General features: G+C 64.6%; 20 protein-coding genes. 13 read left to right on the forward strand and 7 right to left on the reverse strand.

Annotated features, from left to right (window positions below; translation table 11 throughout):
• Positions 1-27: 27 nt before the first annotated feature.
• A complete protein-coding gene (gene msrA, locus BMI86_RS07145) occupies positions 28-672 on the reverse strand; it encodes a peptide-methionine (S)-S-oxide reductase MsrA (protein ID WP_078540340.1) in 645 nt (214 codons plus the stop codon).
• Between the two features lie 68 nt (positions 673-740).
• The gene (locus BMI86_RS07150; protein ID WP_078522071.1) at positions 741-1,973 is read right to left on the reverse strand and encodes an MFS transporter; all 1,233 of its coding nucleotides are present in this window, start codon (positions 1,971-1,973) and stop codon (positions 741-743) included.
• Between the two features lie 123 nt (positions 1,974-2,096).
• Between BMI86_RS07150 and BMI86_RS07155 the strand changes: the two genes are divergently transcribed.
• The 3 genes from BMI86_RS07155 (at position 2,097) to BMI86_RS07165 (ending at position 5,763) form a co-directional block, all read left to right on the forward strand.
• Positions 2,097-3,161 carry a YeeE/YedE family protein gene (locus BMI86_RS07155; protein WP_078540341.1) on the forward strand — a complete coding sequence of 355 codons (1,065 nt, stop codon included), beginning with the start codon at positions 2,097-2,099 and terminating at the stop codon, positions 3,159-3,161.
• 326 nt (positions 3,162-3,487) lie between these two features.
• The gene (locus BMI86_RS07160) at positions 3,488-5,368 is read left to right on the forward strand and encodes a GAF domain-containing protein (protein ID WP_078540342.1); all 1,881 of its coding nucleotides are present in this window, start codon (positions 3,488-3,490) and stop codon (positions 5,366-5,368) included.
• A gap of 8 nt (positions 5,369-5,376) precedes the next feature.
• A complete protein-coding gene (locus BMI86_RS07165) occupies positions 5,377-5,763 on the forward strand; it encodes a response regulator (RefSeq protein WP_134330188.1) in 387 nt (128 codons plus the stop codon).
• 39 nt (positions 5,764-5,802) lie between these two features.
• Here BMI86_RS07165 and BMI86_RS07170 read toward each other — a convergent pair whose 3' ends face one another.
• Both BMI86_RS07170 and BMI86_RS21460 read right to left on the reverse strand, forming a co-directional pair.
• Complete coding sequence (locus BMI86_RS07170; protein ID WP_246831650.1) at positions 5,803-6,327, reverse strand: hypothetical protein; 525 nt, start codon at positions 6,325-6,327, stop codon at positions 5,803-5,805.
• Positions 6,320-7,033, reverse strand: a complete 714-nt coding sequence (locus BMI86_RS21460) for a response regulator transcription factor (RefSeq protein ID WP_246831651.1) — start codon at positions 7,031-7,033, stop codon at positions 6,320-6,322. Before BMI86_RS21460 ends, BMI86_RS07170 begins: the two co-directional genes overlap by 8 nt.
• A 680-nt stretch (positions 7,034-7,713) precedes the next feature.
• Here BMI86_RS21460 and BMI86_RS07180 point away from each other — a divergent pair.
• The 9 genes from BMI86_RS07180 to BMI86_RS07220 all read left to right on the forward strand — a co-directional run bounded on the left by BMI86_RS07180 (position 7,714) and on the right by BMI86_RS07220 (position 19,665).
• Positions 7,714-9,156, forward strand: coding sequence for a hypothetical protein (locus BMI86_RS07180; RefSeq protein WP_078540345.1), 1,443 nt, complete (start codon positions 7,714-7,716; stop codon positions 9,154-9,156).
• A gap of 174 nt (positions 9,157-9,330) precedes the next feature.
• Complete coding sequence (locus tag BMI86_RS07185; RefSeq protein ID WP_078540346.1) at positions 9,331-11,619, forward strand: hypothetical protein; 2,289 nt, start codon at positions 9,331-9,333, stop codon at positions 11,617-11,619.
• A 36-nt stretch (positions 11,620-11,655) separates the two neighbouring features.
• Positions 11,656-13,737 (forward strand): type I secretion system permease/ATPase, encoded by a 2,082-nt coding sequence (locus BMI86_RS07190; RefSeq protein ID WP_143594709.1) that lies wholly within the window; start codon positions 11,656-11,658, stop codon positions 13,735-13,737.
• Positions 13,734-15,086, forward strand: coding sequence for an HlyD family type I secretion periplasmic adaptor subunit (locus BMI86_RS07195; RefSeq protein WP_078540348.1), 1,353 nt, complete (start codon positions 13,734-13,736; stop codon positions 15,084-15,086). The genes BMI86_RS07190 and BMI86_RS07195 overlap by 4 nt, the downstream gene beginning before the upstream one ends.
• Before the next feature lie 244 nt (positions 15,087-15,330).
• Positions 15,331-15,618: a FeoA family protein gene (locus tag BMI86_RS07200; RefSeq protein WP_078522079.1), complete on the forward strand. Its 288-nt coding sequence runs from the start codon at positions 15,331-15,333 to the stop codon at positions 15,616-15,618.
• Positions 15,615-17,522, forward strand: coding sequence for a ferrous iron transporter B (locus BMI86_RS07205; RefSeq protein WP_078540349.1), 1,908 nt, complete (start codon positions 15,615-15,617; stop codon positions 17,520-17,522). Before BMI86_RS07200 ends, BMI86_RS07205 begins: the two co-directional genes overlap by 4 nt.
• A 118-nt stretch (positions 17,523-17,640) precedes the next feature.
• Complete coding sequence (locus BMI86_RS07210) at positions 17,641-18,288, forward strand: HupE/UreJ family protein (protein WP_078540350.1); 648 nt, start codon at positions 17,641-17,643, stop codon at positions 18,286-18,288.
• The gene (locus BMI86_RS07215) at positions 18,278-19,078 is read left to right on the forward strand and encodes a hypothetical protein (RefSeq protein WP_078540351.1); all 801 of its coding nucleotides are present in this window, start codon (positions 18,278-18,280) and stop codon (positions 19,076-19,078) included. The genes BMI86_RS07210 and BMI86_RS07215 overlap by 11 nt, the downstream gene beginning before the upstream one ends.
• Positions 19,075-19,665 (forward strand): DUF1007 family protein, encoded by a 591-nt coding sequence (locus BMI86_RS07220; protein WP_078540352.1) that lies wholly within the window; start codon positions 19,075-19,077, stop codon positions 19,663-19,665. The genes BMI86_RS07215 and BMI86_RS07220 overlap by 4 nt, the downstream gene beginning before the upstream one ends.
• 160 nt (positions 19,666-19,825) lie before the next feature.
• Here the strand turns inward: BMI86_RS07220 and BMI86_RS07225 are convergent, their stop codons facing one another.
• Together BMI86_RS07225 and BMI86_RS07230 are read right to left on the reverse strand one after the other, a co-directional pair.
• Positions 19,826-20,941, reverse strand: coding sequence for a CaiB/BaiF CoA-transferase family protein (locus BMI86_RS07225; RefSeq protein WP_078540353.1), 1,116 nt, complete (start codon positions 20,939-20,941; stop codon positions 19,826-19,828).
• On the reverse strand, positions 20,941-22,161 hold the full coding sequence (locus BMI86_RS07230) for an acyl-CoA dehydrogenase (RefSeq protein WP_078540354.1): 1,221 nt from the start codon (positions 22,159-22,161) through the stop codon (positions 20,941-20,943). Before BMI86_RS07230 ends, BMI86_RS07225 begins: the two co-directional genes overlap by 1 nt.
• A gap of 135 nt (positions 22,162-22,296) precedes the next feature.
• On the opposite strand from BMI86_RS07230, the gene BMI86_RS07235 reads away from it, so the two are divergent.
• Entirely contained in the window at positions 22,297-23,187 is an 891-nt protein-coding gene (locus BMI86_RS07235) for a LysR substrate-binding domain-containing protein (RefSeq protein ID WP_078540355.1), read from the forward strand.
• Here BMI86_RS07235 and BMI86_RS07240 read toward each other — a convergent pair.
• The gene (locus tag BMI86_RS07240) at positions 23,184-24,311 is read right to left on the reverse strand and encodes a zinc-dependent alcohol dehydrogenase family protein (protein ID WP_078540356.1); all 1,128 of its coding nucleotides are present in this window, start codon (positions 24,309-24,311) and stop codon (positions 23,184-23,186) included. The two genes, BMI86_RS07235 and BMI86_RS07240, sit on opposite strands and share 4 nt — an antisense overlap.
• Between the last annotated feature and the right edge of the window lie 38 nt (positions 24,312-24,349).

The raw sequence follows: 24,349 nt of genomic DNA on the forward strand, positions 1-24,349 counted from the left end.
CGTCAAGCGGCGCGCACACGCATCAGATCACGCATTCAGCCCGATCGGGCAGGTCACGCCGGTGCCCCCGATGCCGCAATAGCCGCCGGGGTTCTTCTCCAGATATTGCTGGTGATAATCCTCGGCATAGTAGAAGGGCGGCGCGTCGATGATCTCGGTCGTGATCGTGCCATAACCCGCCGCCTGCAGGCGTTCGGCATAGGCGTCGCGGGAGGCTTCAGCCGCCTCTTTCTGCGCATCCGTGTAGGTGTAGATGCCCGAACGATACTGCGTGCCGCGGTCATTGCCTTGGCGCATCCCTTGGGTCGGGTCGTGACCCTCCCAGAAGACGCGCAGCAGGTCTTCGTAGCTGACCTTGGCGGGGTCGTAGATCACGCGGACGACTTCGTTGTGGCCGGTCATGCCGGTGCAGACCTCGCGATAGGTCGGGTTGGGCGTCGGACCGCCCGCATAGCCGACCATGGTGAGCCAGACGCCGTCGGTATTCCAGAACATGCGCTCGACGCCCCAGAAGCAGCCCATGCCGAACATCGCCTCTTCCATGCCTTCGGGCACGGGCGAGCGCAGGTCGCGGCCCCAGAGGAAATGCGGCTCTGCCAGAGGCATCGCTTCGTCCCGGCCCGGCAGGGCGTCGGCCTTGGTGGGAATGGTGGCGGGTTTTCCGAACAGCATGGTAAATCTCCCTTTCGCGCCCCTCTCAGATAGGCGCGGAGCGGCGGAATTTCCAGTTCAAGCAGGCGTCACGCCGGAACCGGACCGAGGCCTTGCAGCACCGTCTCGTAGCCTTTGGAGGGGTGACGCGGCACTAAGAGCGCAAGCCCCAGCGAGATCACCGCCATCGAGGCCGCCAGCCCGAAGACCGCGCCGGGCGAGACCATCCACAGATAGCCCAACGTCACCGGCAGGAAAACAGCCGCGATATGGTTGATCGTGAAGGCGACGGCGGCGGTGGGGGCGATATCCTCGGGGTCGCAGATCTTCTGGAAATAGGTCTTCTGCGCGAAGGCCAGAGCGAACAGCAAGTGATCGACCACGTAAAGCGCGCAGGCCAGCCAGATGCCCCAGCCGAACCAGTAGATCCCGCCATAGGCGAGGAACAGCAGCGTCAGCCCGACATATTCGAAGATCAACGCCCGGCGCTCGCCGAAGCGATGCACAAAGCGGCCCATTGCAGGCGCGGCGGCCATGTTGACCGCGAAGTTGATAAGGAAGAGCGCGGTGATCTCATCCACCCGCAGCCCGAAGCGCTCGACCATCATGAAGGCGGCGAAGACGACGAAAATCTGCCGCCGCGCGCCCGCCATGAAGGTGATCGCGTAATAGAGCCAGTAGCGACGGCGCAGCACGAACTTCTTCGATTGCGGCTCGCGGGTGTGGAATTGCGGATAGATCAGCGCGGCGGCCGCCATCATCACCATCGTCGCGATCCCGGCGGTGGCGTAGACGAATTCGTAGCTGAGGTTGAACGTTTTCCAGGTCAGCACCAGCAATGCATAGGCCGCAAGCGAGGCGCCAGACCCGATAGCCACGATCCGGCCCAGCGTCTGCGGCGCCTTCGCCTTGTCGATCCACTGCAATTGCAGCGACTGGTTCACCGTCTGGAAATAGTGAAACCCGATCGAGGACAGCAGCGTCACGATGATCAAACCGGCGAAGCTCGGAAACAGCGCGGTCACCGCCGTCGCCCCGCCCAGTAGCAGCAGCGACAGAATCGCTAGCGTCTGCTCGCGCATCACCCAGAGCACGACGATCACGCCGATCGCGAGGAAGCCCGGCACTTCGCGGAAGCTCTGCAGCCAGCCGATATCGACGCCGTCGAAATTCACCACGTCGATGACGAAGTTATTCAGCAGCGCCGACCAGGTGGCGAAGGAGATCGGCATGGCGGTGGCCATGACGTAGAGCAGCGCCTCGGGTCTGCGCCAGCGCGGCAGCTCGTGGGCCTCGTCGAGAGGGACGGATCGGAACTTCATCATCCTCTCCTTAGACGCGACCGCGCACCCCGCGACAAGTCTGCAAAAGGTGCAACCTGACTCAGATCAATGTGCGTTTCTGCGGTTTCTGGCAGAACCCGTGCGCGAACGGGAGATCGTATCATGGACATCATCGCACTCATCGAGCGGATCGGCGAAGGCCCCACAGCGGCGCTTTTCGGGGTGATCACCGGGCTTATCTTCGGCGTCGCCGCGCAGAAATCCAACTTCTGCCTGCGCGCGGCGACAGTGGAATTCGCGCGCGGCAAGCTGGGCGGCAAGGTCGCGGTGTGGTTCCTGACCTTCTCGACCGCGCTCGTCTGGGTGCAGGGCGCGCAGCTTCTGGACCTGTTCCGGCAGGGCGACAGCCGGGTGATGTCGGTCCCGGGCTCGTGGTCGGGCGCGATCATCGGCGGGCTTCTCTTCGGGGTCGGCATGGTGCTGTCGCGCGGCTGTTCGGGCCGTCTTCTGGTGCTGGCGGCGACGGGCAACCTGCGCTCGGTCGTCTCGGGGCTGATCTTCGCCGTGACCGCCACGATGAGCCTCAAGGGCATCCTCGCGCCACTACGTGACCGGCTGGCGAGCCTCTGGATCACCGGTGCGCAGAACGTGAATATCCTCGACGCGCTGCACCTGCCCAACTGGACCGGGCTTGCGATCGGCATCGTCTTCGCCGTCGCGGGTATGTATCTGGCCAAGCGCAACGAGATCGGCGTGAAGACGTGGATCTTCGCCTCCGGCGTCGGTTTCGCGGTCGCGGTGGGCTGGGTGCTGACCTTCATGCTGAGCCAGGTCGCTTTCGACCCGGTGCCGGTGAACTCCGTCACCTTCTCGGGCCCCTCGGCCAATACGCTGATGTTCTTCCTCGACCGCAACTCGGTGCTGGAATTCGACGTGGGCCTCGTGCCCGGCGTGGTTCTGGGCGCTTTCCTGAGCTCGCTCTTCTCGCGCCAGTTCGCATGGCAGGGCTTCGACTCGATGCCGGTGATGCGGCGCTCGATGATCGGGGCGATCTTCATGGGCTTCGGTGCGATGCTCGCAGGCGGCTGCGCCATCGGCAACGGCGTGACGGGCACCTCCGTTCTGGCAGGCACCGCGTGGCTGGCGCTGTTCTGTATGTGGATCGGCGCGATGGTGACCGACTTCCTGCTCGACCAACGCACGATGACACCTGCCGCTGCTTGCTAAGCACGCTCTCCGTCGCGTGCTTGCGTATGGCGCGTCCCGGCAAGACCGGGGCGCGCCTTAGGCGAGTTCCTGCCGGTTCACGTGAAACCTGCGCGAATCCTTACCTAACGTCACCCCTTAGAAAGCGTTACGGATTCAGGATAAGGCGCCTTCGGAATGCGGGTGATCGCGACCTCTTGGCTCTGCGATTCGTCGACACCGCAACCGAGTCACGAAAAACGTAGAAAAAAATCGTGTTTGGCGGAAATCGTGATCGCAACCGTGTCAAATGACACTGGGCGAAATGGGTTTCTTCGGGGCATAGGTGGAATTATGAGAGCCTGCGCATGAACACCTCTATGCCCCCTCCGCTGACCGGTGAAGAACGGTCCAGACTCGCCGATCCGGCGCGGCTTCGCGCGTTGCGCGAAACCGGTCTTTTGGAGAGTGCGCCTGCGGAAATCTTCGAGCGCGCGACACGGCTCGCCACGCGGGTGACCGGAGTGCCTGTCTCGTTGGTTTCCATGGTCGATGAGAACCGACAGGTCTTCGTGGCACAAACCGGGCTGGACGCCCCTGCCCCCTCGGAGACGCCGCTCAGCCATTCCTTCTGCCGCTATGTCGTGGAATCCGATGCGCCGCTGAACGTATCCGATGCGCGCGAGGACGCGGTGCTGCACGAAAATGGCGCGGTGCGCGATCTGGGTGTGACCGCCTATCTCGGGGTTCCGCTGCGCACGATCGACGGGCAGCCGCTGGGGGCGTTCTGCCTGATCGACCGGGAAGCGCGTCAGTGGACCGAGGAAGAATACGAGGCGCTGTCCGACATCGCCGCCGGGGTCGAGGCGGAAATCCGGCTGCGGCGTCAGATCAACGTCGCCCATCGTGAGGAAAACCGGTTCCGCGCTGTTCTCGACCAGATGCCGATCGGCGTCGGTGTGGCCGAGCTGGGCACCGGTCGGCTTATCGATCTGAATGCCACCGCGATCGAGATGTTCGGCGTGACGGACGGCGACGTGACCAAGCAGCTCGCCTTCGACGCGTACACGCCAGAAGGGCGCAAGCTCAGCTTGAGCGAGTTTCCGATCGTGCGCGCGGCGCGCAACGAAGAGACGATCAGCCATATGGAACTGCGCTGCGTGCGCCATGACGGGCCGGAACGCAATCTGCTAGTCTCGGCGCAGCGGGTCGAAAGCGAGCCGCCCGTGGCCGTGGCAACCGCGCTCGACATTTCCGATCTGAACGCGGCGCGCGAACATGCGGCCGAGGTCGACCGGCGGCTCGCGCATTTTCACGAAATCACCTTCGACGCGATTGTCGAACTCGATAGCGAAGACAAAATCCGGTTCGCCAATTCGGTCATGCGCGCCCGCATCCGCGACTCGGTCGGAGCCGAGGCGGAAGCACAGGCGGTCGGGCGGTCGCTCTGGGAGACCGCGCCCCATCTGATCGGAAGCAGTTTCGAAAAAGCTCTGGAAGAGGCCCGTCGCACAGGTGTCCCGACAGTCACCGATCAGGACGGGCGAGACGGCCGCATTCTGGAGGCACGCCTTTACCCCGAGCACGGCGCGATCCTCGCCTATCTCCGCGACGTGACCGAGGAGCGGCAGATCGCGAAAGCGCGCGACACGCTGACGCGCGAACTCAACCACCGGGTCAAGAACGCCTTCGCGATGATGTCGGGACTGGTCGGCATGACCGCGCGCCATGCGACGACGCCGGAGGAAATGGCGCGGGGCCTGCGCGAGCGGATCGGTGCACTGGCCCGCGCCCATGAGCTGATCAATCCGACCGCCACGCCCGAGCGCGATTTCCGGGGGATGGTCGAGTTGCGCGAATTGTTGCTGGGCGTGCTTTCGCCCTATACCGGGATCGACGATCCGCGCCTGGTCCTCAGCGGTCCTCCTGTCGCGCTGAACCACGCGGGATCGACCAACCTTGCGCTGGTGATCCACGAACTTGCGACTAACGCCGTGAAATACGGGGCGCTGTCGCATGACGCGGGGCTTCTGGAACTGACCTGGCGCGACACGTCCGGGCAGCTCGAACTCGACTGGCGAGAAAGCGGCTATCCCGAAGAACTGGTGCGGCCGAGCAACAGCGGCTTCGGATCCAAGCTCATCGACCTGACCATTCAGGGCCAATTGCGGGGAACCTATGGAACCGAATGGGTTCCCGACGGGTTCCAAGCTCGCATGACCGTGCCAATGGACCTGATAAAAGGGTAGCGTAGCCCATGTTACAGAGCAGTATGACTTGCCTCGAGGGCAGCAATGTCCTCGTGGTCGAAGACGAATTATTCATTGCCTACGACATCGCCTTCTCGGTCGAGGAGGCGGGCGGTCAGGTTGCCGGGCCCTTCGCGACCTTGGCGCGCGCGCGTGCCGCGCTGTCCGACGGCTCGATGAACGTCGATGGCGCGATCCTCGACATGAACCTGCTCGACGGATCGGCGGAAGCCCTGATCGTTGAGCTGTGGAAACGCGAAGTGCCCTTGGTGGTGAACACGGCCGAGCCGCTGCCGCTCGCCTTCCAGTCGATCATGCCGGAAATTCCCGTCTTCTCGAAGCCGACGAACCCGTGGGAACTGGCCGAGGCGCTGGGACGCCAGATGCGCAACTGAGCTTCGGCGCGGCATATCTTCTGCCGCCCCCTGCCCGCTTTACAGCGGCATTCCATAGTCCTTGGCGATCGCCCAGATCTCTGCATTGATCGCCTGCATTTCCACAAGCGCAGCTTCCAGATCTGCGAGCGTTGCGCGGTCCAGAACGCTTTCCTCTCCAATCCTCAGACTGGTCTTGCGATCCGCAATCCGCATCTGGATTGCGCGCACCGGCCCTCCGCCCTCGTCGAAGGCGTAGAGACAGTGGTTGAAATGATTGCGCAGCCCCGAAACTTTCTTCATCCGCGCGGACACCGCCAGCACCCGTTCGCAGGCCTTTGGCGCGCAGGGGCAGTCGTCGCGCTTGGCCAGCCGATCCACCAGATCGAGCCGCGCCCGCGTCGTGTTCAGCGTCAGATGGATGATCGTCGCGACGCCCTTGTCGGTCCCGGCGAGCCCCGCGATCAGATGAATCAGAAGGCTCTCCGTATTGGTCCACGCGTAGTTGATGCGCCCGATCTGCATCAGGAACTGATCGAAATCCGGCGGGCGCATCTCCGTCGGCGTGGGCGGATCTTTAGGCACTTCGGTTTCGGTGATACCAGATCGCCGCCTCGGTGCGGTTGGTGACGCCGAGCTTCCCGATGATGCGGTGGATATGCAGCTTCACCGTATGTTCGGAGAGGTTCAGCTGCCCCGCGATGATCTTGTTCGGCTGCCCCGAGGCGAGCATCTCCAGCACCTCGGTTTCCCGCGGCGTCAGACCCGATACGTCGATCGCATGCGACGCGTTGGCTGCAGCCGATCCGTTCAGCGCCGAGATCGGCGGATCTGCCGGACGGCAGCGCAGAAGCGCGGGCGGGATATAGTGCCCCCCCGAGACGATCATCCGCAGGATCAAGAGCCACGTCGTCAGATTGACGTTCATCGGCAGCAGACTGATGTGATGAGACAGAATGGCAGCGCTATGGCGCGTCATCAGATCTTGCGCATAAGCCTCGTCTTCGATCGCGACGATCAGCTTCACGCGCGACAGAAGCGGCTCACGTCGTTCGGCCAGCGCGACGAGACCATCAGCGTGGTCCTCATCGACGATAAGGGAACACAGCGCACCGTGATCCTCGATCCAACCGTCGGACCGCAACGCCTCGAGCAACGTTTCGAAATCATCCAGACGCAGACAAGTCGCCGGTGCCACCTCGGCATCGACGGTTCTCAATACGGTATCGGAAAAAATCTGCGACGCGCCCAGAAAACAGATCGCAGCATCCTGTTTGCGGCAAGACGGCATTACACGTTTCCCCGCGGGTTCACTCTTATATAACGCATTCATGGCGGCCCCCTCCTCCTACCCTGAACTCAATATGCGGACGGTTAACCCCACGTCATACCGCCCGCATCAACCATATCACGGACCAGTGAGATCAGCGTTACCCGAAGTGTTTACCCGATGGTAAGGATTCTCTTACGTAACGTAATCTTACTCGAATCGGCGGGCGAGTGGTGGGATTTCTGCGCTGCGGCACTTACTGGCGCGCGCCAGTGGTAGCGCGCATTAGCTTCGCCACTAGACCTTGTCCCAATTTCTGCATTTGCAACGGCTTTGTGAAAATCACCGCGATCCTCCGGGATTCCGCAGCCCTCTGCGCGCGGAATTTTAGAAAATGGATGCGTTTCAGCCGGTTAGTTAGAGGACCCGACCGGCTAGACCCATTTGCTAGCTAGGTCCTCAGGATCACGGGGCGCAGGATGTTGGTGTCGCAGCTGGGGGCTGTGACTCGTCTGTTTCCACACTCCGCCCGTAAAGGGTGACCCACCTGCGAATCGCTCGATTCGGGGATCGGGATCGGGGTGCCGAGCGGTTGGGGAAGCGGACATTCACCGGGGCGAAAGCCCTTAATCACGAAGGTCCGACCATATCCGTTTTAGACAGAGTGACGGATCCCGGACCGATCAACTGGGAGTAAGAAAATGGGAAGCTTTAAGCATAACTGGTTCGATCCGAGCATCCAGGTGCAGGGTCAAAATCAGGGCCAGACGGAAGCTCAGGGCCAGGCTCAGCTAGAGGCCCAGAACCAAGGTCAAGGCCAGGGCCAGTATCAGCACTCGACCACCGAGAACAGCAGCGACTCCGGTTCGCTGGCGGGATCGGGCGCTGGCAGCCTTGCGGGTTCGGGCGCGATGTCGGGAGCAGGTGCCGGTGCGCATGCGGGCTCCGGCTCGAACAGCGATTCCGGCTCGCATAGCGGTTCGCATGCAGGGGCTGGCGCTCATAGCTCCAGCGACAACACGAACATGAACGGCAATGGCAACCTCAACGCCAATGCGAACCTCAATGCGAACCTGACTGCGGTCGATGTGCAGGTGGGGCTCAATCTCGACGGCTACGAGCCGAGCGATGACGATTTCGCCGATTTTGACCTGAGCGGCTCGGCGAGCGTCGGCGATGTTCTGATGGCCGATGGCAACATGAACTACGCCTATGATCCCGGCGATGACATGAACTTTACCGACGTGCTCAACGGCGCGGGTAACGACAACATGCTCATCAATGCTCAGTCGAACAGCCTGAACGACAACGACACGCTGAGCAATCCGAGCGTTTCCAACGAAGCGAATTTCCAGGTCGACGCCACGATCAAGGACAATTCGGCAGAGGCGGATGACGGGATCGATGCAGCCTCCGAAGGCGGCAACGGTGCCGAAGATGTCGGCTCGACCGGTGGCGCTGCACTTGCCGGTGGCGGTATCGCCCTGTCGGGCGGCGGCGTGTCGATCGCGGCCTCGGACACCGAGGGTGAAGGCGATGACGGCGGTGACGGCGGCGCAGGCCTCGGTCTCGGCGTCGGGCTGGGTGTGGGCGCCTCGGGTGCCGCAGCGCAAGACGGCGGCGCCGGTGCGATCGCTGGCGGCGGCGACACGGGAAGCCTGGACATCCTTCCGATCATTTCGCCGGAACTGGCGACGGGCGGCGATGCCGGTGCGATGGAGTTCGGCGGCGCGACCGCAGGCTCGATGGGTGTCGGCCATGGTATGGGCCTCGGCGCTGGTGAAGGCGGCAACGGCGGTGCTGGCGGCGACGGCTACGGCTGGTCCTCGACCGGTTCGCAAGCCTCGGGCGGCGGTTCCTGGGCGACGGGCGGCTATGCTGGCGGCGGTAACGGCGGTGGCGACGTCACCGCAGGCGGCGGCGGCAATGGCGGCAGCCTCGGCAACTGGGGTTCGGGCAATGGCGATGATGGCATCGTCACCGGCCAGTCCTACGCCGATGCGAGCGCGGCCATCGACACCACCGCGTTCAACCAGTCGATCGTGATGGGTGCGAACATCCTCGGCAACGCCGTGGATACCACCGTGGTCGGTGGCTCGCTGTCCTCGACCTATATCGGCGACGACGACACCACCGGGGCATAAGCTCCTGCGCGGCGCGCCTCCCCGGAGGCGCGCCGCATCTCGTTCCCGGCGTTTCACATCGCATCACGCCCGGACCTGACCTCGGCGGCATTCGCCCGCCCGATGCGATGAACCGACAGTCTGACGACCCGCATCCAAGCGCGGGTCTCCAGCGTCATGAAGGGGGGAAGTAAGATGCTTGACCGGCAGACCGAAATCATCGCCCATTTCATCGGTGCCTTCAATCAGACGACCGAGGCCTATGTCGCCCGACAGGAATACGACGCTTTCCGCGCGCTGCAGGCCTCCACGCCTGCTCCGGGGGTTCTGCTCTCCGTCACCGTCAACGTCGACTCGAATTACCTGCTCGGAGATTTCGATCCGTCGCTGCAGCTGAGACTGCCACTGGCGCCGCCGCCCGGCGCGCCCTGGCTGCCCTTCGTCGACGATTACCAGTTGCGCGACATCGCACCGCCCGGGTTGCCGCCCGGCCAGTTCGCGATCCCGCCCTATGATTTTCCGCCAGTTCCGGTGCCGTTTCAGGTGTTCCTCGGAATGGCCCCGCCCTCCTCGGTGCTCCACATTACCTCGCAGATCAACACGCTGAACGATCATGACGTGCTCTACGACAAGCCCTTCATGATGCCGGCGGAGCTGATGGACGAATACGGCCCGGAGGCCTCCGCATCGAAGCTGATGGCGCTGGCCGATTATGCCGATGCGCTGACGGTGAGCACCGCGCCTGTGGGCACGACCATCGAAGCGCAGACAGAGACACTGATGGCCCAGATCGACGCGCTCGATCCCGAGGCCGTGCCCGGCGGCGCAACGGCTGCGATGTTCCGTAGCGAGACGATCTTCGCCGCACCCACCAACACCGATGCGGAAGACGAAGCAGGAGCGGGCGCTTCCGATCCTGACACCATGACCGAGCCGGAAAACGAAAGCCTCGAAGACGGTGAAGCCTCCTCCCCCCTTCCGCCCGCCTTCTCCGGCCAAGTGGTGTTCGACGGACAGCTCATGGACGAGATGCCCGAGACGCTGACGCTGCGGCTGGAAGCGCGCGATCCGTCTGAGGACGAGGACGCACCGTTTGGCGAAGGTGTGGTCGAGGTCGAGATCGACGGGATCGGCGGCGAGGACGGGGCCGCCGGACTGGTCCAAAGCCCCGACATGCCCGTTGATCCGGCTGGCTTGGCGCTGGAAATCGTGCAGAGCCTGAGCACCGGCAACAACCTTCTGCTGAACCAGTCGCAGGCGGTGCATGACTGGCTCGATGCGCCGGTCATCGCAGTGGGCGGGTCGATGACCTCGCTCTCGGTGATCTCGCAGGTCAACGTGCTGCGCGACGTGGATATGAAGCTCGGACTGGGCCATCACGGCACCGGGAACAGCGCTGGCGGGAACGGCCTCGGGAACGCGGAGGGCTATGATCCGCTCGCCTCGCAGGCCCACAACATCGCGGTCTACACCCAAGAGGCCAATCCCGCGAACTTCCTCAATCTCGTCATGCCGGCTGGCAGCAGCCTGATCGCGATGACGGCAATTCGCGGCGACCTGATCATCGATAACCATACGACGCAGGTGAACGCGGTCTCCGACGGGGATTTGGTGAGCTTCGAATTCGGCTCCTATTCCGCCGAGATCGTGATGGGCGACAACTCGACCGTCAATCTGCAGCTGCTGCTGGAAATCGGTTCGCAGTTCGATCTGATCATGATCGGCGGCAACATGTACGAAATCGCGCAGCTCGAGCAGATCAACGTGCTGCTCGACGACGATCTGGTGATGAGCGGATCTGGCGGCGTCGGGCATGGCGGCGCGGGCCATGTGTCGAGCGAGGATAACCTGCTGTGGAACGAGGCGCATCTGACCAAGGTGGGCATCGACCAGTACATGGAGATGGACGCGCAATATCAGAGCGTCCTCGATCAGCTTGCCAAGATTTACGGCGGCCTCGGTCCGAACGCGGGCGAAGACCATTCGATGCCTCCGGGCGCGGCCTTCGAGGCGGTCGAAGGGCTTCTGGGCGATGAGCTTCTCGGCGGCCAGATGGCGCTGCGGGTGCTCTATATCGAGGGCGACCTCGTCATCCGGGACAACTTCACCCAGATCAACATACTCGATGACGCCGACCTGATTTCGATCGACGGGCCGGGCGAGTTCGGCGTCGAGGCTGGCGGCAACACGCTTGGCAATGTCGCGTCGCTGACCGTCGCGGGTGTCGACAGCACGATCATGGCCGCCGATGGCGTCTATTCCGACGCGGTGATCTGGCAGGCGGGCATGATGGATGACGGCAGCGGTGATCCTCTGGGTCCGACGAGTTCCAGCGAAGGGGCGCTCGCCTCGGAGGCGGTCGCTTTCCTCGCGGACGGGATGATCGAGAACACGCCGAATTACGACGATGAGGAATTCCAGGTGCATCCGGGCTCCCACGGGGGAAGCGGGTCGCTCGATGCATTGCACACGGTTCTGGCCTGACGGGGGCGCGGAACTACACATACTAGGGGAACTTCGATGAAAGACAGGACTGACGACGCCGCCGGGGGGCAGGCGCACCGCCAAGATGGTCATGACGCGATGGCTCAGAACGAGGACCGGCCAGAGGTCGATCCGACAGACAAACGGCAGGCGGAAGCCACCACGGGAGACCGTCCCGAGGCGGAGACGCAAGCCGAAGAGACCGGCGCGGAGGGGACTGTCGAAACAGTCGCCGCCCGGACGGAGGGTGGTGCTGACACCCAAAAGGAGGCGGGTCGTGTCCCCGCGCAAAATGCCTCCGGCTCCCCACCGGCGCCACCCTCCACTCCAACCTTTCACAAGCGCCTCGGTCCGGTGGATTTCACCCGCACGCTGCATGACATGAAGAAGCGCCTGCGCGCGAACATTGCCTTCGTCGCTTTGATGACCTGCGCCACGAATATCCTGATCCTCGCGGTGCCGATCTATCTGTTCCAGATTTCCGACCGGGTCTTCACTTCGCGCTCGACCGATACGCTGGTGATGCTGACCATCGTGATCGTCGGGGCGATCGTGGTGCAGACGCTGCTCGATGCGGTGCGACGGCTGGTGCTGATGCGCTCGGCGGTGGATGTGGCGGCACGTCTGGGCGCGCCGGTTCTGTCGGCGGCGGCGCAGGCCTCGCTGCATTCCAACGGGCGCGAATATCAGGTTCTGGGCGATCTCAACGCGCTGCGGAGCTTCCTCGTGTCCGGCACGCTACTGTCCTTTCTGGACGTGCCCTTCACACCGATCTTCGTGCTCGCGGTCTTCCTGATCCACCCGCATCTCGGCACGATCGTGGTGATCACCGCGCTGATCCTGATGGTCTTCGCCTGGATCAACCAGAAGATCACCTCGGAGGGCTTCCGCCGCGCCAATATCGCGCAGACCAAGGCGAACCTTCATCTCGAGTCGATGTCGCGCAACAGCCAGATCATCAACGCGATGGCGATGATCCCCGAGGCCGTGTCGATCTGGGGCCGCGATACCGCCGCCTCGCTGCGCGCACAGACCGAGGCGCAGGACCGCAACGTCTTCACCGCCTCCGCCTCGCGGATGTTCCGCCTGTTCACCCAGATCGGAATGCTCGGCTGGGGCGCCTATCTCGCGCTCGACGGGCAGATCACCGGCGGCATGGTGATCGCCGCCTCGATCGTGGCGGGCCGTGCGCTTGCGCCGATCGAAGGGGCGATCGAGGGCTGGAACTCGTTCCTGCTGGCACGCGGCGCCTATGACCGGGTCGGCCAGCTTCTGGCCTCGGCCAAGACCCGCAACGACAAGCTGCGCCTGCCCAAGGTCGAGGGGCGGCTCGATATCGAGCGTCTCCTTTATGTCCCGCAGGGCACCAAACATGTCGTGCTGAACGCGCTGACCTTCTCGCTCGCGCCGGGCGATCAGCTGGCGATCATCGGCAATTCGGGTGCGGGCAAGACGACGCTCGGCAAGATGCTGGTGGGATCGGTTCTGCCGACCTCGGGGGCTGTGCGACTGGATCTGATGGACATCCGCAACTGGGACCCGCGGCAATTCGGGGAATGCATCGGCTACCTGCCGCAGGACGTGCAGCTGTTCCCGGGCACGATCAAGCAGAACATCGCCCGGATGCGCGAGGATGCGAGCGACGCAGCGATCCACCGCGCCGCCGCGCTCGCCGATGTGCATGAGATGATCGCCTCGCTGCCGCAGGGCTATGAGACGGTCGTGGCCTCGGATGGCTCGCCGCTCTCGGGCGGGCAGAAACAGCGGATCGGTCTCGCACGCGCCTTCTTCGGCGATCCGAAATTCGTGGTGCTGGACGAGCCGAACTCGAACCTCGACACCCAAGGCGATGCGGCCCTCGTGCGCGCGCTCGGCCATGCCAAGGCGAACGGGATCACGGTGGTCGTGGTCACGCAGAAACCCTCGCTGCTCAGCGCGGTCGACAAGATCATGCTGCTCAATGACGGCAATATAGCGATGTTCGGCTGGCGCGATCAGATGCTGGCGGAACTGGAGCGGCGCAAGCAGGCCAAGACTCAACAGGTCCAGCAACAGCGCGCAGCGGCCCAACCCGCCACCAGCGCCGCCAACGCACCCATGCAAGGAGCGCCGGCATGACACTCCTTCTGACCAACCCGATCCAATCTGCCGAAACCCGCGACTGGTCGACCGAGGTTCCGCGCAACATCAAGACGCTCGTCATCGTCGGCCTAACGATCTTCGCGATGGCCTTCGGAGGCTTCGGTGTCTGGGCCTTCAGCGCACCGCTCGCCGCCGCCGTGATGGCGCCGGGCTCGTTCGTGGCCACGGGCCGCAACAAGATGATCCAGCACCTCGAAGGCGGGATCATCAAGGAGATCAACGTCTCCGAGGGCGATTTCGTCACGGCGGGGCAACCGCTCCTGCGTCTCGACGAGACCTCGGCTCTGGCCAATGAACGCGCGCTATTTCTGCGTCGTGCGCGACTGACATCGATGGAGGCCCGGATTCAGGCCGAATATGACGGCTGGCGCGAATTGGTCTTCCCGGATTGGCTTCAAGAGGCCCGGCGCGATGCGGAGATCGCCGCGATGATGGACTCGCAGCGCCTCGCCTTCGAGGTGACACGGGCGAAAGTGCAGAGCGAGCTGGACCTTCTGGCCCGCAACATCGCCGCCATGGAAAGCCGCGCCGAAGGCTATCGTGCGCAGCTGACCGCCACCGAGGCCCAGCGCGACCTGCTGGCGCAGGACCACGAGAGCAAGGCGAAACTCTACGAGAGCGGCTTGATCCGACGGACCGAACTGAACGCCCTGCTGCGCGCTCTGGCCGATGCGGAGGGACAGATCGGACGCCTCAAAGCGGAGATCGGCGAGAGCGAGGAGATGCGCGCGAAATATCAGGCGCAGACCACGCAGACGATCGAAACCCACAAGCAGGCCGCGCTCGACGAGCTGGAAACCGTGCAGGCGGAGCTGGATTCCGTGCGCGAACAAGAGCGCAAGGCCACCTCCATCCTGAAGCGCGTCGTGATCGACAGCCCCGTGTCGGGCACCGTGGTGCGGCTGAACTATTCCGGCGCGGGCGGCGTGATCGAAGCGGGCAAGGTGATCGCCGAGATCTTGCCCTCGGAAGCGCCGCTCATCATCGAGACGATGATCGCACGCACCGATATCGACGCGATCAAGGTCGGACAGGAGGCCTCGGTGCGGCTGTCAGCGCTCAACCAGCGCACGACGCCGATCCTGATCGGAGAGGTCTATTACATCTCCGCCGACGCGATCGTGGAGCGCTCGGGCGAACATCCGCGCGAGGTCTATATCGCGCGCATCCGCCTGCCCGCCTCGGAACTGCGCCGCGTGCCGGGCTTCGCGCCGATGCCGGGGATGCCGGTCGAAGTGATGATCCAGACCGCGTCGCGAACCTTCGCCCAATACATCGCGAAACCGGTGGTGGATTCGATGAACCGCGCTTTCCGCGAGCATTGAGGGGTCGATCCGGCGGAAAACCGGCCTGAAGGCGTCGCTCCCAAGGGGGCGGCGCCTTTCCATGTGAAAACAATCTTTTCAGCCACTTATCCTACAATTTAGAGTCCTTCTAAATTCCTGACTAAAATAATCGATCACGAAGGCGGGAAAATACCAGACTTCATTTGTCAGAGATCAATTTCCAGACTATCTCCAATCTGTAGGAAGCGAAGACCAACTCGCGACCCATCACGGAGGTGCCCTCATGAAGGCCAGCCCTATCGAGAACGAAACCTGCAAATGCGCGCTGCCGCTTGGCCAGTGCCGTCGTGGGTTCCGGGGCACTCTGGTATCGGTCTGCCCGCTCGCCGGGAATGACGGCTATGACGCGGACGAGTTGGAACTGCGCCTGCTGGAGCTTGGCTTCATCGAGGGCGCTTCGGTCCACATCCTTCACGAAGGTCCGTTCGGGCGCGATCCGATTGCGGTGCGCGTGAACGACACCACCGTCGCTCTGCGGCGTGCCGAGGCGATGGCCATCCTCGCGGAATGACGTCGGCACCTGCCATAAACCAGCCCAAAGCAGCCCAGACCGACCCCGACGCCCAGCCGATCGAGGCGGCGCTTGTCGGTGCGCCCAATTGCGGCAAGACGGCGCTGTTCAACGCGATGACCGGCGCGACGCAGAAGGTCGGCAATTATTCCGGCGTGACCGTGGAGCGCAAAGTCGGCGTGGCCACCACGCCTGCGGGGCGCAAGTTCGCACTGATCGACCTGCCCGGCACCCATTCCTTGCGCGCCCGCTCCCCCGATGAGGAAGTGACTCGCGACGTGCTGCTGGGCCAGCGTCCGGGCGAGCGTGTCCCCGACATGATCCTCGCCGTAGGCGATGCGACCAACCTGCGCGGCGCGCTGCGTCTGGTCTCGGAGCTCAAGAAGATCGGCCTGCCGATCGTGATGATCCTCAACATGATCGACATCGCGCGCCATCGCGGCTTGCAGATCGACCATGTGGCGCTGAGCGAGGAACTGGGCATCCCGGTGATCCCCGCGACCGCCGTGCGCCGTGGCGGACTGGACGAGCTCTGGTCCGCAGTCGACCCGATGCTGGAAGCCGGTCTCGACGCACCGCAACCGTCAAGCTGGGCCGTGCCGAGCACCCATGACATGCGTGTCTCGATGCGCGAGGCGGAACGGCTGGTGAAGACCCATGTGATCCAGCCGCCAGAGCCGGACACGGTCTCCGCCAAGATCGACCGCGTCGTGCTGCACCCGATCGCCGGGCCGATCATCCTGCTCGCAATCCTCTTCGTGATGTTTCAGGCGGTCTTTTCCTGGGCCGCGCCGTTCATGGACGCGATCGACTGGGCGTTTACCTCCGTTGGCGCAGCGGTGACGCAGCTGCTGCCGGACGGGCTGATCCAGAGCTTCATCGCGGACGGGCTGATCGCGGGCATCGGCTCGGTCATCATCTTCCTGCCTCAGATCCTGTTCACCTTCCTCTTCATCCTGCTGCTGGAAGATTTCGGCTACATGGCGCGGGCGGCCTTCCTGATGGACCGGATCATGGGCCGCGCGGGGCTGAACGGGCGCGCCTTCATCCCGCTCCTGTCGAGCTTTGCCTGCGCGATCCCCGGCATCATGGCGGCGCGGGTGATCGACAACAAACGCGACCGGCTGACGACGATCCTCGTGGCACCGCTGATGACCTGCTCGGCGCGCATTCCCGTCTATACGCTGATCATCGCGGCCTTCATCCCGAACACGAAAGTCCTCGGCGGGCTGAGCCTGCAGGGTCTGGTGATGTTCGGCCTCTATGCGGCGGGCGTCTTCTCGGTCCTCGCGGTGGCCTTCGTCGCGCGCTACCTCTTTGCCCGAGAGGAGCGCTCGGCGCCGCTGATGCTCGACCTGCCCGACTACAAAACGCCGATCCTGCGCAATATCGCGCTGGGGCTTTACCAGCGTGCGCGGGTCTTCCTGCGCCGCGCGGGCACGGTGATCTTCTGGGCGATGGTCGTGATCTGGTTCCTGTCGACCTTCCCGATGGCCCCAGAAGGCGCGACGGAGCCCGCAATCAACTACTCCTTCGCCGCGATCATCGGCCATTTCGTCGCCCCGATCCTGCATCCGCTGGGCTTCGACTGGCATATCGCGGTGGCGCTGGTGCCGGGTATGGCCGCGCGCGAAGTCGCCGTGGCCGGGCTTGCGACGGTCTATGCGGTAGGCGGCGAGAACGGGCTGATCCACACGCTCTCCGATCAATGGAGCCTCGGCACCGCGCTGGCGCTCCTCGCATGGTATATCTTCGCGCCGCAATGCATCTCCACGCTGGCGGTGATCCGGCGCGAGGCGGGCTCGGCGAAATGGATGTGGGTCGCCGTCGTCTACATGTTCGCGCTGGCCTATCTCGCGGCCTTCGCGACCTATCAGATCTCCGCCCTGCTCGGCGCGGGCTGAGCGCGCGCGCCCGGCCCCTTCAATCGATGGTGAGGCGCGGTGAACCATTTGCCGCCTTGAGTTTCGTGTCCCGATCCGGATGATGCCGCCCAACAATCACGGGACAGAGAACCATCGCATGATCCATCGCCGCCTCGCCGCCCTCGCGGGCCTCGTCGCCCTGATGCTGCCGCAGGTGGCCACCGCCCATATCACCGCGACCGGGTCGGGCGGGTTCACCGCGGGGTTCGAGCATCCGCTCTCGGGCTATGACCATTTCCTCGCGATGTTCGCCGTGGGCCTCTGGGGCGCGCAGATGGGCGGGCGGCAGGTCTGGCAATTGCCGGTGACCTTTCCGCTGATCATGGTCGTGGGCGGCGTGATCGGCATTCTCGGCCTGCCACTGCCGGGGATCGAGATCGGGATCGCGCTGTCGATCGTGGTGCTCGGCCTCGCCATCGCCGCCGGGTGGAAACCCTACGAATGGGTCGCGCTGGCGATCATCTCGGTCTTCGCGCTCTATCACGGCTATGCGCATGGGGCGGAACTGCCGCTGGCCGCCGACCCGGCCGATTTCGCGATCGGCTTCGTGCTGGCGACCGGGATGATCCACGTGATCGGCGTCGGCGTGGGCCTCATCCTCGAGCCGATCCGGGGCGGGCAACTCTCGCGCGGGCTGGGTGCGATCATCGCGGTGGTCGGGGTTGGCTTCCTTGCGCTGGCGCTGGGTTACCTGCAATCTCAGCTCGGGTTCCTACAAGGTGGGCTAAGCCTCTTTGGCCATTGACGTATCGCATAACCGTTCCGGCCTCGGCTGGCTGCGTCACCTCTGGGTGCTGGCCGGGCTGACGGCCCTGATCGTGCTGGCGGTCATCCCGCCCGCGGACCGCGGCGAGACCGGCGCATGGCTGATCCGCGATGCGGTCGCGATCGAGCGGCTGTTCCCGCTGTTTGGTTTCGGGATCGCGTTGGCCTTGGTCGGGCGGCGCGCGGCGCTGATCGCGGCGCTCCTTTGGGCCGTCGGGATCGCACTCGGCTTCACCTTCCGCATCGAGCTGATGGCCGCGTTGCAACAACTCCCCGGCGCGATCACACATCACTTCCTGACCATGCCGATCTCGGCCATCGCCATTGGCGCGACGCTCGCGCTGGGGCGGTGGTCGCGGCCCGCGCTGATCGTGCCTGCGGGCTTTGTTCTGGGGGTGATGTATGCGCTCTCGGTGAAGCTGTCCGATCCGAGCTATGGCGGCAAACCGTGGGTCTTCCTGGCTGGGGTTGGGCTGGGCGTCTGGCTGATCGGTGCGGTCTATCTGGTGCTGCGCAGCTGGCAGGCGCGCTGGTTCGAGATCGCGGGCCGGATCGTCGGCAGCTGGCTGGTCGCGATCGGGCTACTCTATGGCGGGGTCGCGCTGATGGGCGGCAAGCTGAAGCCGAAGAATGCCGATCCCTCGACCGCGGCCTCCGAGAACGCGCCCGCCGCCGAGGCCGCCGTGCCCGAGGCCGATGCGTTCCCGAGCTTCGGCGCGCCACCGCCCGCCGCCCCGCCCGGCAGCAAGAAGCCGGATTTCCAGCCATGATCCGTCCTGCCGCTTTCGCCCTCGCCGCCCTGATCGGACTCGCGCCGGGATTGGCCGCAGCCCACCCGGAAGACGAAATCCTGATCCGCCTGCTCGTCGGCATGGAGAGCGGCAAAGTCACCCATATCGGCGAAAGCTGGACTTTCGATCCGACCGTTTCCGACTGGCTGATACAGACCTTCGACAAGAATGGCGACGGAGCGTTCACCGGAGACGAGTTGGCTCCGCTGCAAGACGCGGCGAAGCAGAATTCGGAAGGCTCGTTCTTCTACACCCGCTTCTGGAAAGGGGCCGAGCGACTGCCCGATCCGCAGATCTACGGTTTTCAGGCGACAGTGAAGGACGGGGCCGTCACGATGGCCTTCGCGCTCGCCCTGCCCCAAGCCGAGAACCCGAACGATCTGCGCATCGAGATGTATGACCCCGAGAACCTGACCGGTCTGGTGCCGGTGAAATCCAACCCGGTGGTGATCCGGGGCTTGGCCGACGGCGCGACCTGCGTGCCGAACGTGTCGGTCAACCAACCGGATGTGCATGGCGGGCCGGACAATATTCCGATCGCGCTGACGCTGGCTTGTAAGGGGTGACGCCCGCACGCGTCGGCGTGCAAAACTTGAATCGGGAGGGGGCGCTGCCCCCGCGCTGACGGCCCTTCGCTTGCGCTTCGGGAGTTCGGCGGGGCGTCCTTCCACTGGAAGGCCGCTGATCCCGCCTCCCCCCCGGGATATTTCCACCAAGAGGAAGAGGCTAGTCGGCTTTGAGCTTCGGGGCGGGTTTTGGTTCCGCCAAGGGCGTGTCCGAGAAGCGGATCGGCGTGCGGATACCGGGGATGCCCTCGGCCTCGATCCGCATCCCGCGCGCCTCAACCTGCGGGTCGGCGAAGACCTGATCGACGGAGTTGATCGGGCCGGCTGGCACCGTCGCCTTTTCGAGCGCGGCGAGCAGATCGGCGCGCGGCCATTGCGCGAGCGAAGGCAGAAGCGTCTCACGCATCGCTGAGCGATTGGCGACGCGGGCCTCGTTCGTGGCGAAGTCCGGGTTGGTCGCAAGGTTGAGGCCCAGCACCTCACAAAGCCGCTTGAACTGCCCGTCATTGCCGACTGCGAGGATCAGATCGCCATCCTTGGCACTGACTACCTCGTAGGGCGCGATGTTGGGATGCGCATTGCCCAGACGCTGCGGCGCATTGCCGGTCGCGAGGAAGTTCATCCCCTGATTGGCGAGCACGCCCACCGCGCAATCCAGAAGCGCCATGTCGACCAACTGCCCGCGCCCGGTGCGCGCCCGCGCAGCCAGCGCCGCCTGAATGCCGATCACCGCGTAAAGCCCGGTGAAGATGTCCGCGAAGGCGACGCCCACCTTTTGCGGCTGGCCTTGCGGGTCGCCGGTCAGGTCCATCCAGCCCGCCATCCCCTGGATCAGGAAGTCGTAGCCCGCGCGGCTGGCATAAGGACCGTCCTGCCCGAAACCGGTGATCGAGCAATAGACGAGACGCGGATTGATCGCCGAAAGGCTCTCGTAATCGAGCCCGTATTTCTTGAGGCCGCCGAGCTTGAAGTTCTCGATCACCACATCGGCGTCCTTGACCAGATCGCGCACGATCTTCTGGCCCTCCTCGGTGCGAAAATCGGCCACGACCGAAATCTTCCCGCGATTGGTGGCGTGGAAATAGGCGGCCGAGCGGCCCTCGGGCCCGTCGCCTTCGCGGGCGATGAAGGGCGGGCCCCAACGACGCGTATCGTCGCCTTCGGGCGCCTCGACCTTTATAACGTCCGCGCCGAGGTCAGCGAGCACCTGACCGGCCCAGGGACCGGCCAGAATGCGCGCCAGCTCGACGACTTTCACACCTTCCAGCGGGGCCATCAGAAGAAGGCCTGCAGGCCCGTTTGCGCACGGCCCAGGATCAGCGCGTGGACGTCATGGGTGCCCTCGTAGGTGTTCACCGTCTCGAGGTTGACCATGTGGCGGATCACCTGAAACTCGCCCGAGATTCCGTTGCCGCCATGCATGTCGCGGGACATCCGCGCGATATCCAGCGCCTTGCCGCAATTGTTGCGCTTGATGAGCGAGATCATCTCGGGCGCGGCGTCGGCCTCGTCCATCAGGCGGCCCGTTTGCAGCGCGGCTTGCAGGCCCAGCGTGATCTCGGTCTGCATATCGGCGAGCTTCTTCTGGAACAGCTGCGTCTGCGCCAGCGGCTTCTTGAACTGCTTGCGGTCGAGCCCGTATTGGCGTGCGGCGTGCCAGCAGAACTCGGCCGACCCCATCACGCCCCAGGCGATGCCGTAGCGTGCGCGGTTGAGACAGCCGAACGGGCCTTTCAGTCCCTCGACATGCGGCAGCAGCGCGTCTTCGCCGACCTCGACGCCGTCCATGACGATCTCGCCGGTGATCGAGGCGCGGAGCGACAGCTTCTGCCCGACCTTCGGCGCGCTCAGCCCCTTCATGCCCTTCTCCAGCACGAAGCCGCGAATCTTGCCGCCATGCGCCTCGGATTTCGCCCAGACCACGAAGACATCCGCGATCGGCGAGTTGGTGATCCACATTTTCGAACCGGTGAGGCGGTAGCCGCCCTCGGTTTTCTCGGCGCGGGTCTTCATGCCCGCCGGGTCCGAACCCGCATCGGGTTCGGTCAGGCCGAAACAGCCGATCCACTCGCCCGAGGCCAGCTTCGGCAGGTATTTCTGGCGCTGCTCCTCCGAACCATAGGCGTAGATCGGATACATCACGAGGCTCGACTGCACCGACATCATCGAGCGGTAGCCGCTATCGACGCGCTCGATCTCGCGCGCGATCAGGCCGTAGGAGACATAGCCCGCGCCGATCCCGCCATATTCCTCGGGGATGGTCGCGCCCAAGAGGCCCATCTCGCCCATCTCGCGGAAGATCGCGGGGTCGGTGGTCTCATTCTCGAAGGCCTCGATCACGCGCGGCTGCAGCTTGTCCTGCGCATAAGCACGGGCCGCATCGCGCAGCATCCGTTCGTCTTCGCTCAGCTGGGTTTCGAGACGCAGCGCGTCGTCCCAGGTGAACTTGCCCAGATCGGGGGCATCCTTGGCTTTGAGCGTGGGGCGGTCGGTCATGGCGGGTCCTCGGAGGCTATCTTTGGTTGCGTCGGACTCTAGGCATCGGGGCGCGCGGCGCAAACGATTAAATTTGCGAAGATGATGAGTTTTGCGCATGATCCATGCGAACCACAGCGGAGCACCCTCGCAACCATGCGTAAGAGCTACACCCCGACGATCAACGAGCTGCAGGCCTTCGCCGCCTGTGCGCGCTTGGGCACGACGACACGGGCGGCGGCGGAGTTGAACCTGACGCAATCGGCGGTGTCGCGCTCGCTCGGGACGTTGGAAGAGCGGCTGGGCGTGGCGCTGTTCGACCGGGTGCGCAAGCGGCTGTCTCTGTCGCCTGCGGGTCAGGTTTTTCTGGCGCAGGCTGAGGAAATTCTGGGCCAGATCGACCGGGCCGCGATGGGGGCGATGGCTTTCGGCGGCGCGCGGGCGGTGCTGCGCATGGCGGTGCTGCCGAGCTTTGCGCGGTCCTGGCTGATCCCACGGCTGGCAGGCTTTGAAGCCGCGCAGCCGGAGGTGAGCCTCGATCTGAGCGCGCGGCTCTTGCCCGTGGAGTTCGAGCATGAGCCTTTCGATCTGGCGATCATGCGCTCAAGGCATGAACCGGCAGGGGCCGAGGTCGAAAATCTGGTGGCGGAGGAGTTGATCGTCGTGGCCGCGCCGAACCTGATGGCGGGGCGTGCGGCGTTGGAGGACAACGCGCTACTAGCCCTGCCGCTATTGCAGCAATCGACGCGCCCGACGCTCTGGCTCGACTGGTTTCGCGAGAGCGGGCGCGATGCGCGGCATATCCTGCGCGGCGCGCGGTTTGATCATTTCGACATGATCCTCGATGCGGCGAGCGCGGGGATGGGGCTGGGGCTGGTGCCCGCGATCATCGCCGAAGGGGCGCTGGCCTCGGGGCGGCTGGTGCAGGCGACGCCGCGCCGGTTTGCCACGGGCGAGAATTACGCGCTGATCCTGCCCGAGCGCGCGCGGGAGGCGCCGCATGTAAGCGCCTTCCGCGATTGGTTGCGGGCCGAGATCGGCGCTTAGTCGAAGACGATGACCTGCCGGATCGCCTCGCCCGCCGCAAGCCGCTCGAAACCTTCGTTGATGTCTTCGAGTTTGAGGCGATGGGTCATCAGATCGGGGATCGGAAGTTGCCCCTGCACCATCATCTGCGCGAAGCGCGGAATATCGCGGACCGGCACGCAGGAGCCCATGTAAGAGCCTTTCAGCGCGTGCTCATTCGCGGTCAGCGACACGGCCGGGATTTTGAACTCCGCCTGCGGGTTCGGCAGGCCCGCCGTGACGGTGGTTCCGCCACGCCGGGTGATGGCATAGGCGAATTGCAGCGCCGGGGCCGCACCTGCCAGCTCGACCGCGAGATCGACGCCGCCGCCGGTGAGGTCGCGCAGCTTTTGCACTGCCCCGTCCTCGGTCGGGTCGATAGCGTGGGTCGCACCAAGCTTCAGCGCGAGGTCGCGTTTATCCTCTGCAAGATCGACCGCAACCACGGTGCGCGCGCCCGCCGCAACCGCGCCCAGAAGCCCCGCCAGGCCGACGCCACCAAGGCCGATGATCGCGCAGCTTTGGCCGGTCTTCAGCCCGCCTGAGTTCAGCACCGCGCCGACGCCGGTCAGCACCGCGCAGCCCAAGAGCGCCGCTTGGTCGAGCGGGATCGACTTGTCGATCTTCACGCAGGAGGCCTCGGAGACGACCGCGTAATCCGAAAAGGCCGAGACGCCGATATGGTGGTTCACATGCTCGCCCGCGACCGAGATGCGTTTCGATCCCGTGATCAGACTCCCCTTGCCCGCCGCGACGGCCGCAGGCTCGCAAAGCGCAGGCCGCCCCTCGGCACAGGGCACGCAATGGCCGCAGGACGGCGCGAAGACGAGAACGACGTGATCGCCGGGCGCGAAGCGAGTGACATACGGGCCGACAGCTTCGACGACGCCTGCCGCCTCATGGCCCAGCGCCACTGGCATGTCGCGCGGGCGGTCGCCGTTGATGACCGACAGGTCCGAATGGCACAGGCCCGCAGCCGACATCTTGATGAGCAGCTCGCCGGCGCCGGGATCGTCCAGCTCGGCCTCGACGATCTCCAGCGGCTTGCTGTCGGAATAAGGGCGCGCTTTGCCCATTTCGCGCAGAAGTGCGATCCGCGTTTTCATTCTTGCTCCTCCCCAAAACGATTTGGCGCAGCTTGGGA

This window comes from Thioclava sp. DLFJ5-1, assembly GCF_002020115.1.
In the GTDB taxonomy this organism is placed as follows: Bacteria; Pseudomonadota; Alphaproteobacteria; order Rhodobacterales; family Rhodobacteraceae; genus Thioclava; species Thioclava sediminum.

Bases quoted from the DNA above. Each gene is read 5' to 3' on its own strand.
- BMI86_RS07200 (WP_078522079.1), top strand. From the start codon at position 15,331: ATGAAGGCCAGCCCTATCGAGAACGAAACCTGCAAATGCGCGCTGCCG.
- BMI86_RS07195 (WP_078540348.1), top strand. From the start codon at position 13,734: ATGACACTCCTTCTGACCAACCCGATCCAATCTGCCGAAACCCGCGAC.
- BMI86_RS07205 (WP_078540349.1), top strand. From the start codon at position 15,615: ATGACGTCGGCACCTGCCATAAACCAGCCCAAAGCAGCCCAGACCGAC.
- BMI86_RS07240 (WP_078540356.1), bottom strand. From the start codon at position 24,311: ATGAAAACGCGGATCGCACTTCTGCGCGAAATGGGCAAAGCGCGCCCT.
- BMI86_RS07160 (WP_078540342.1), top strand. From the start codon at position 3,488: ATGAACACCTCTATGCCCCCTCCGCTGACCGGTGAAGAACGGTCCAGA.
- BMI86_RS07210 (WP_078540350.1), top strand. From the start codon at position 17,641: ATGATCCATCGCCGCCTCGCCGCCCTCGCGGGCCTCGTCGCCCTGATG.
- BMI86_RS07220 (WP_078540352.1), top strand. From the start codon at position 19,075: ATGATCCGTCCTGCCGCTTTCGCCCTCGCCGCCCTGATCGGACTCGCG.
- BMI86_RS07230 (WP_078540354.1), bottom strand. From the start codon at position 22,161: ATGACCGACCGCCCCACGCTCAAAGCCAAGGATGCCCCCGATCTGGGC.
- BMI86_RS07155 (WP_078540341.1), top strand. From the start codon at position 2,097: ATGGACATCATCGCACTCATCGAGCGGATCGGCGAAGGCCCCACAGCG.
- BMI86_RS07235 (WP_078540355.1), top strand. From the start codon at position 22,297: ATGCGTAAGAGCTACACCCCGACGATCAACGAGCTGCAGGCCTTCGCC.
- BMI86_RS07180 (WP_078540345.1), top strand. From the start codon at position 7,714: ATGGGAAGCTTTAAGCATAACTGGTTCGATCCGAGCATCCAGGTGCAG.
- BMI86_RS07190 (WP_143594709.1), top strand. From the start codon at position 11,656: ATGAAAGACAGGACTGACGACGCCGCCGGGGGGCAGGCGCACCGCCAA.
- BMI86_RS07165 (WP_134330188.1), top strand. From the start codon at position 5,377: ATGTTACAGAGCAGTATGACTTGCCTCGAGGGCAGCAATGTCCTCGTG.
- BMI86_RS07225 (WP_078540353.1), bottom strand. From the start codon at position 20,941: ATGGCCCCGCTGGAAGGTGTGAAAGTCGTCGAGCTGGCGCGCATTCTG.
- BMI86_RS21460 (WP_246831651.1), bottom strand. From the start codon at position 7,033: ATGCCGTCTTGCCGCAAACAGGATGCTGCGATCTGTTTTCTGGGCGCG.
- msrA (WP_078540340.1), bottom strand. From the start codon at position 672: ATGCTGTTCGGAAAACCCGCCACCATTCCCACCAAGGCCGACGCCCTG.
- BMI86_RS07185 (WP_078540346.1), top strand. From the start codon at position 9,331: ATGCTTGACCGGCAGACCGAAATCATCGCCCATTTCATCGGTGCCTTC.
- BMI86_RS07150 (WP_078522071.1), bottom strand. From the start codon at position 1,973: ATGAAGTTCCGATCCGTCCCTCTCGACGAGGCCCACGAGCTGCCGCGC.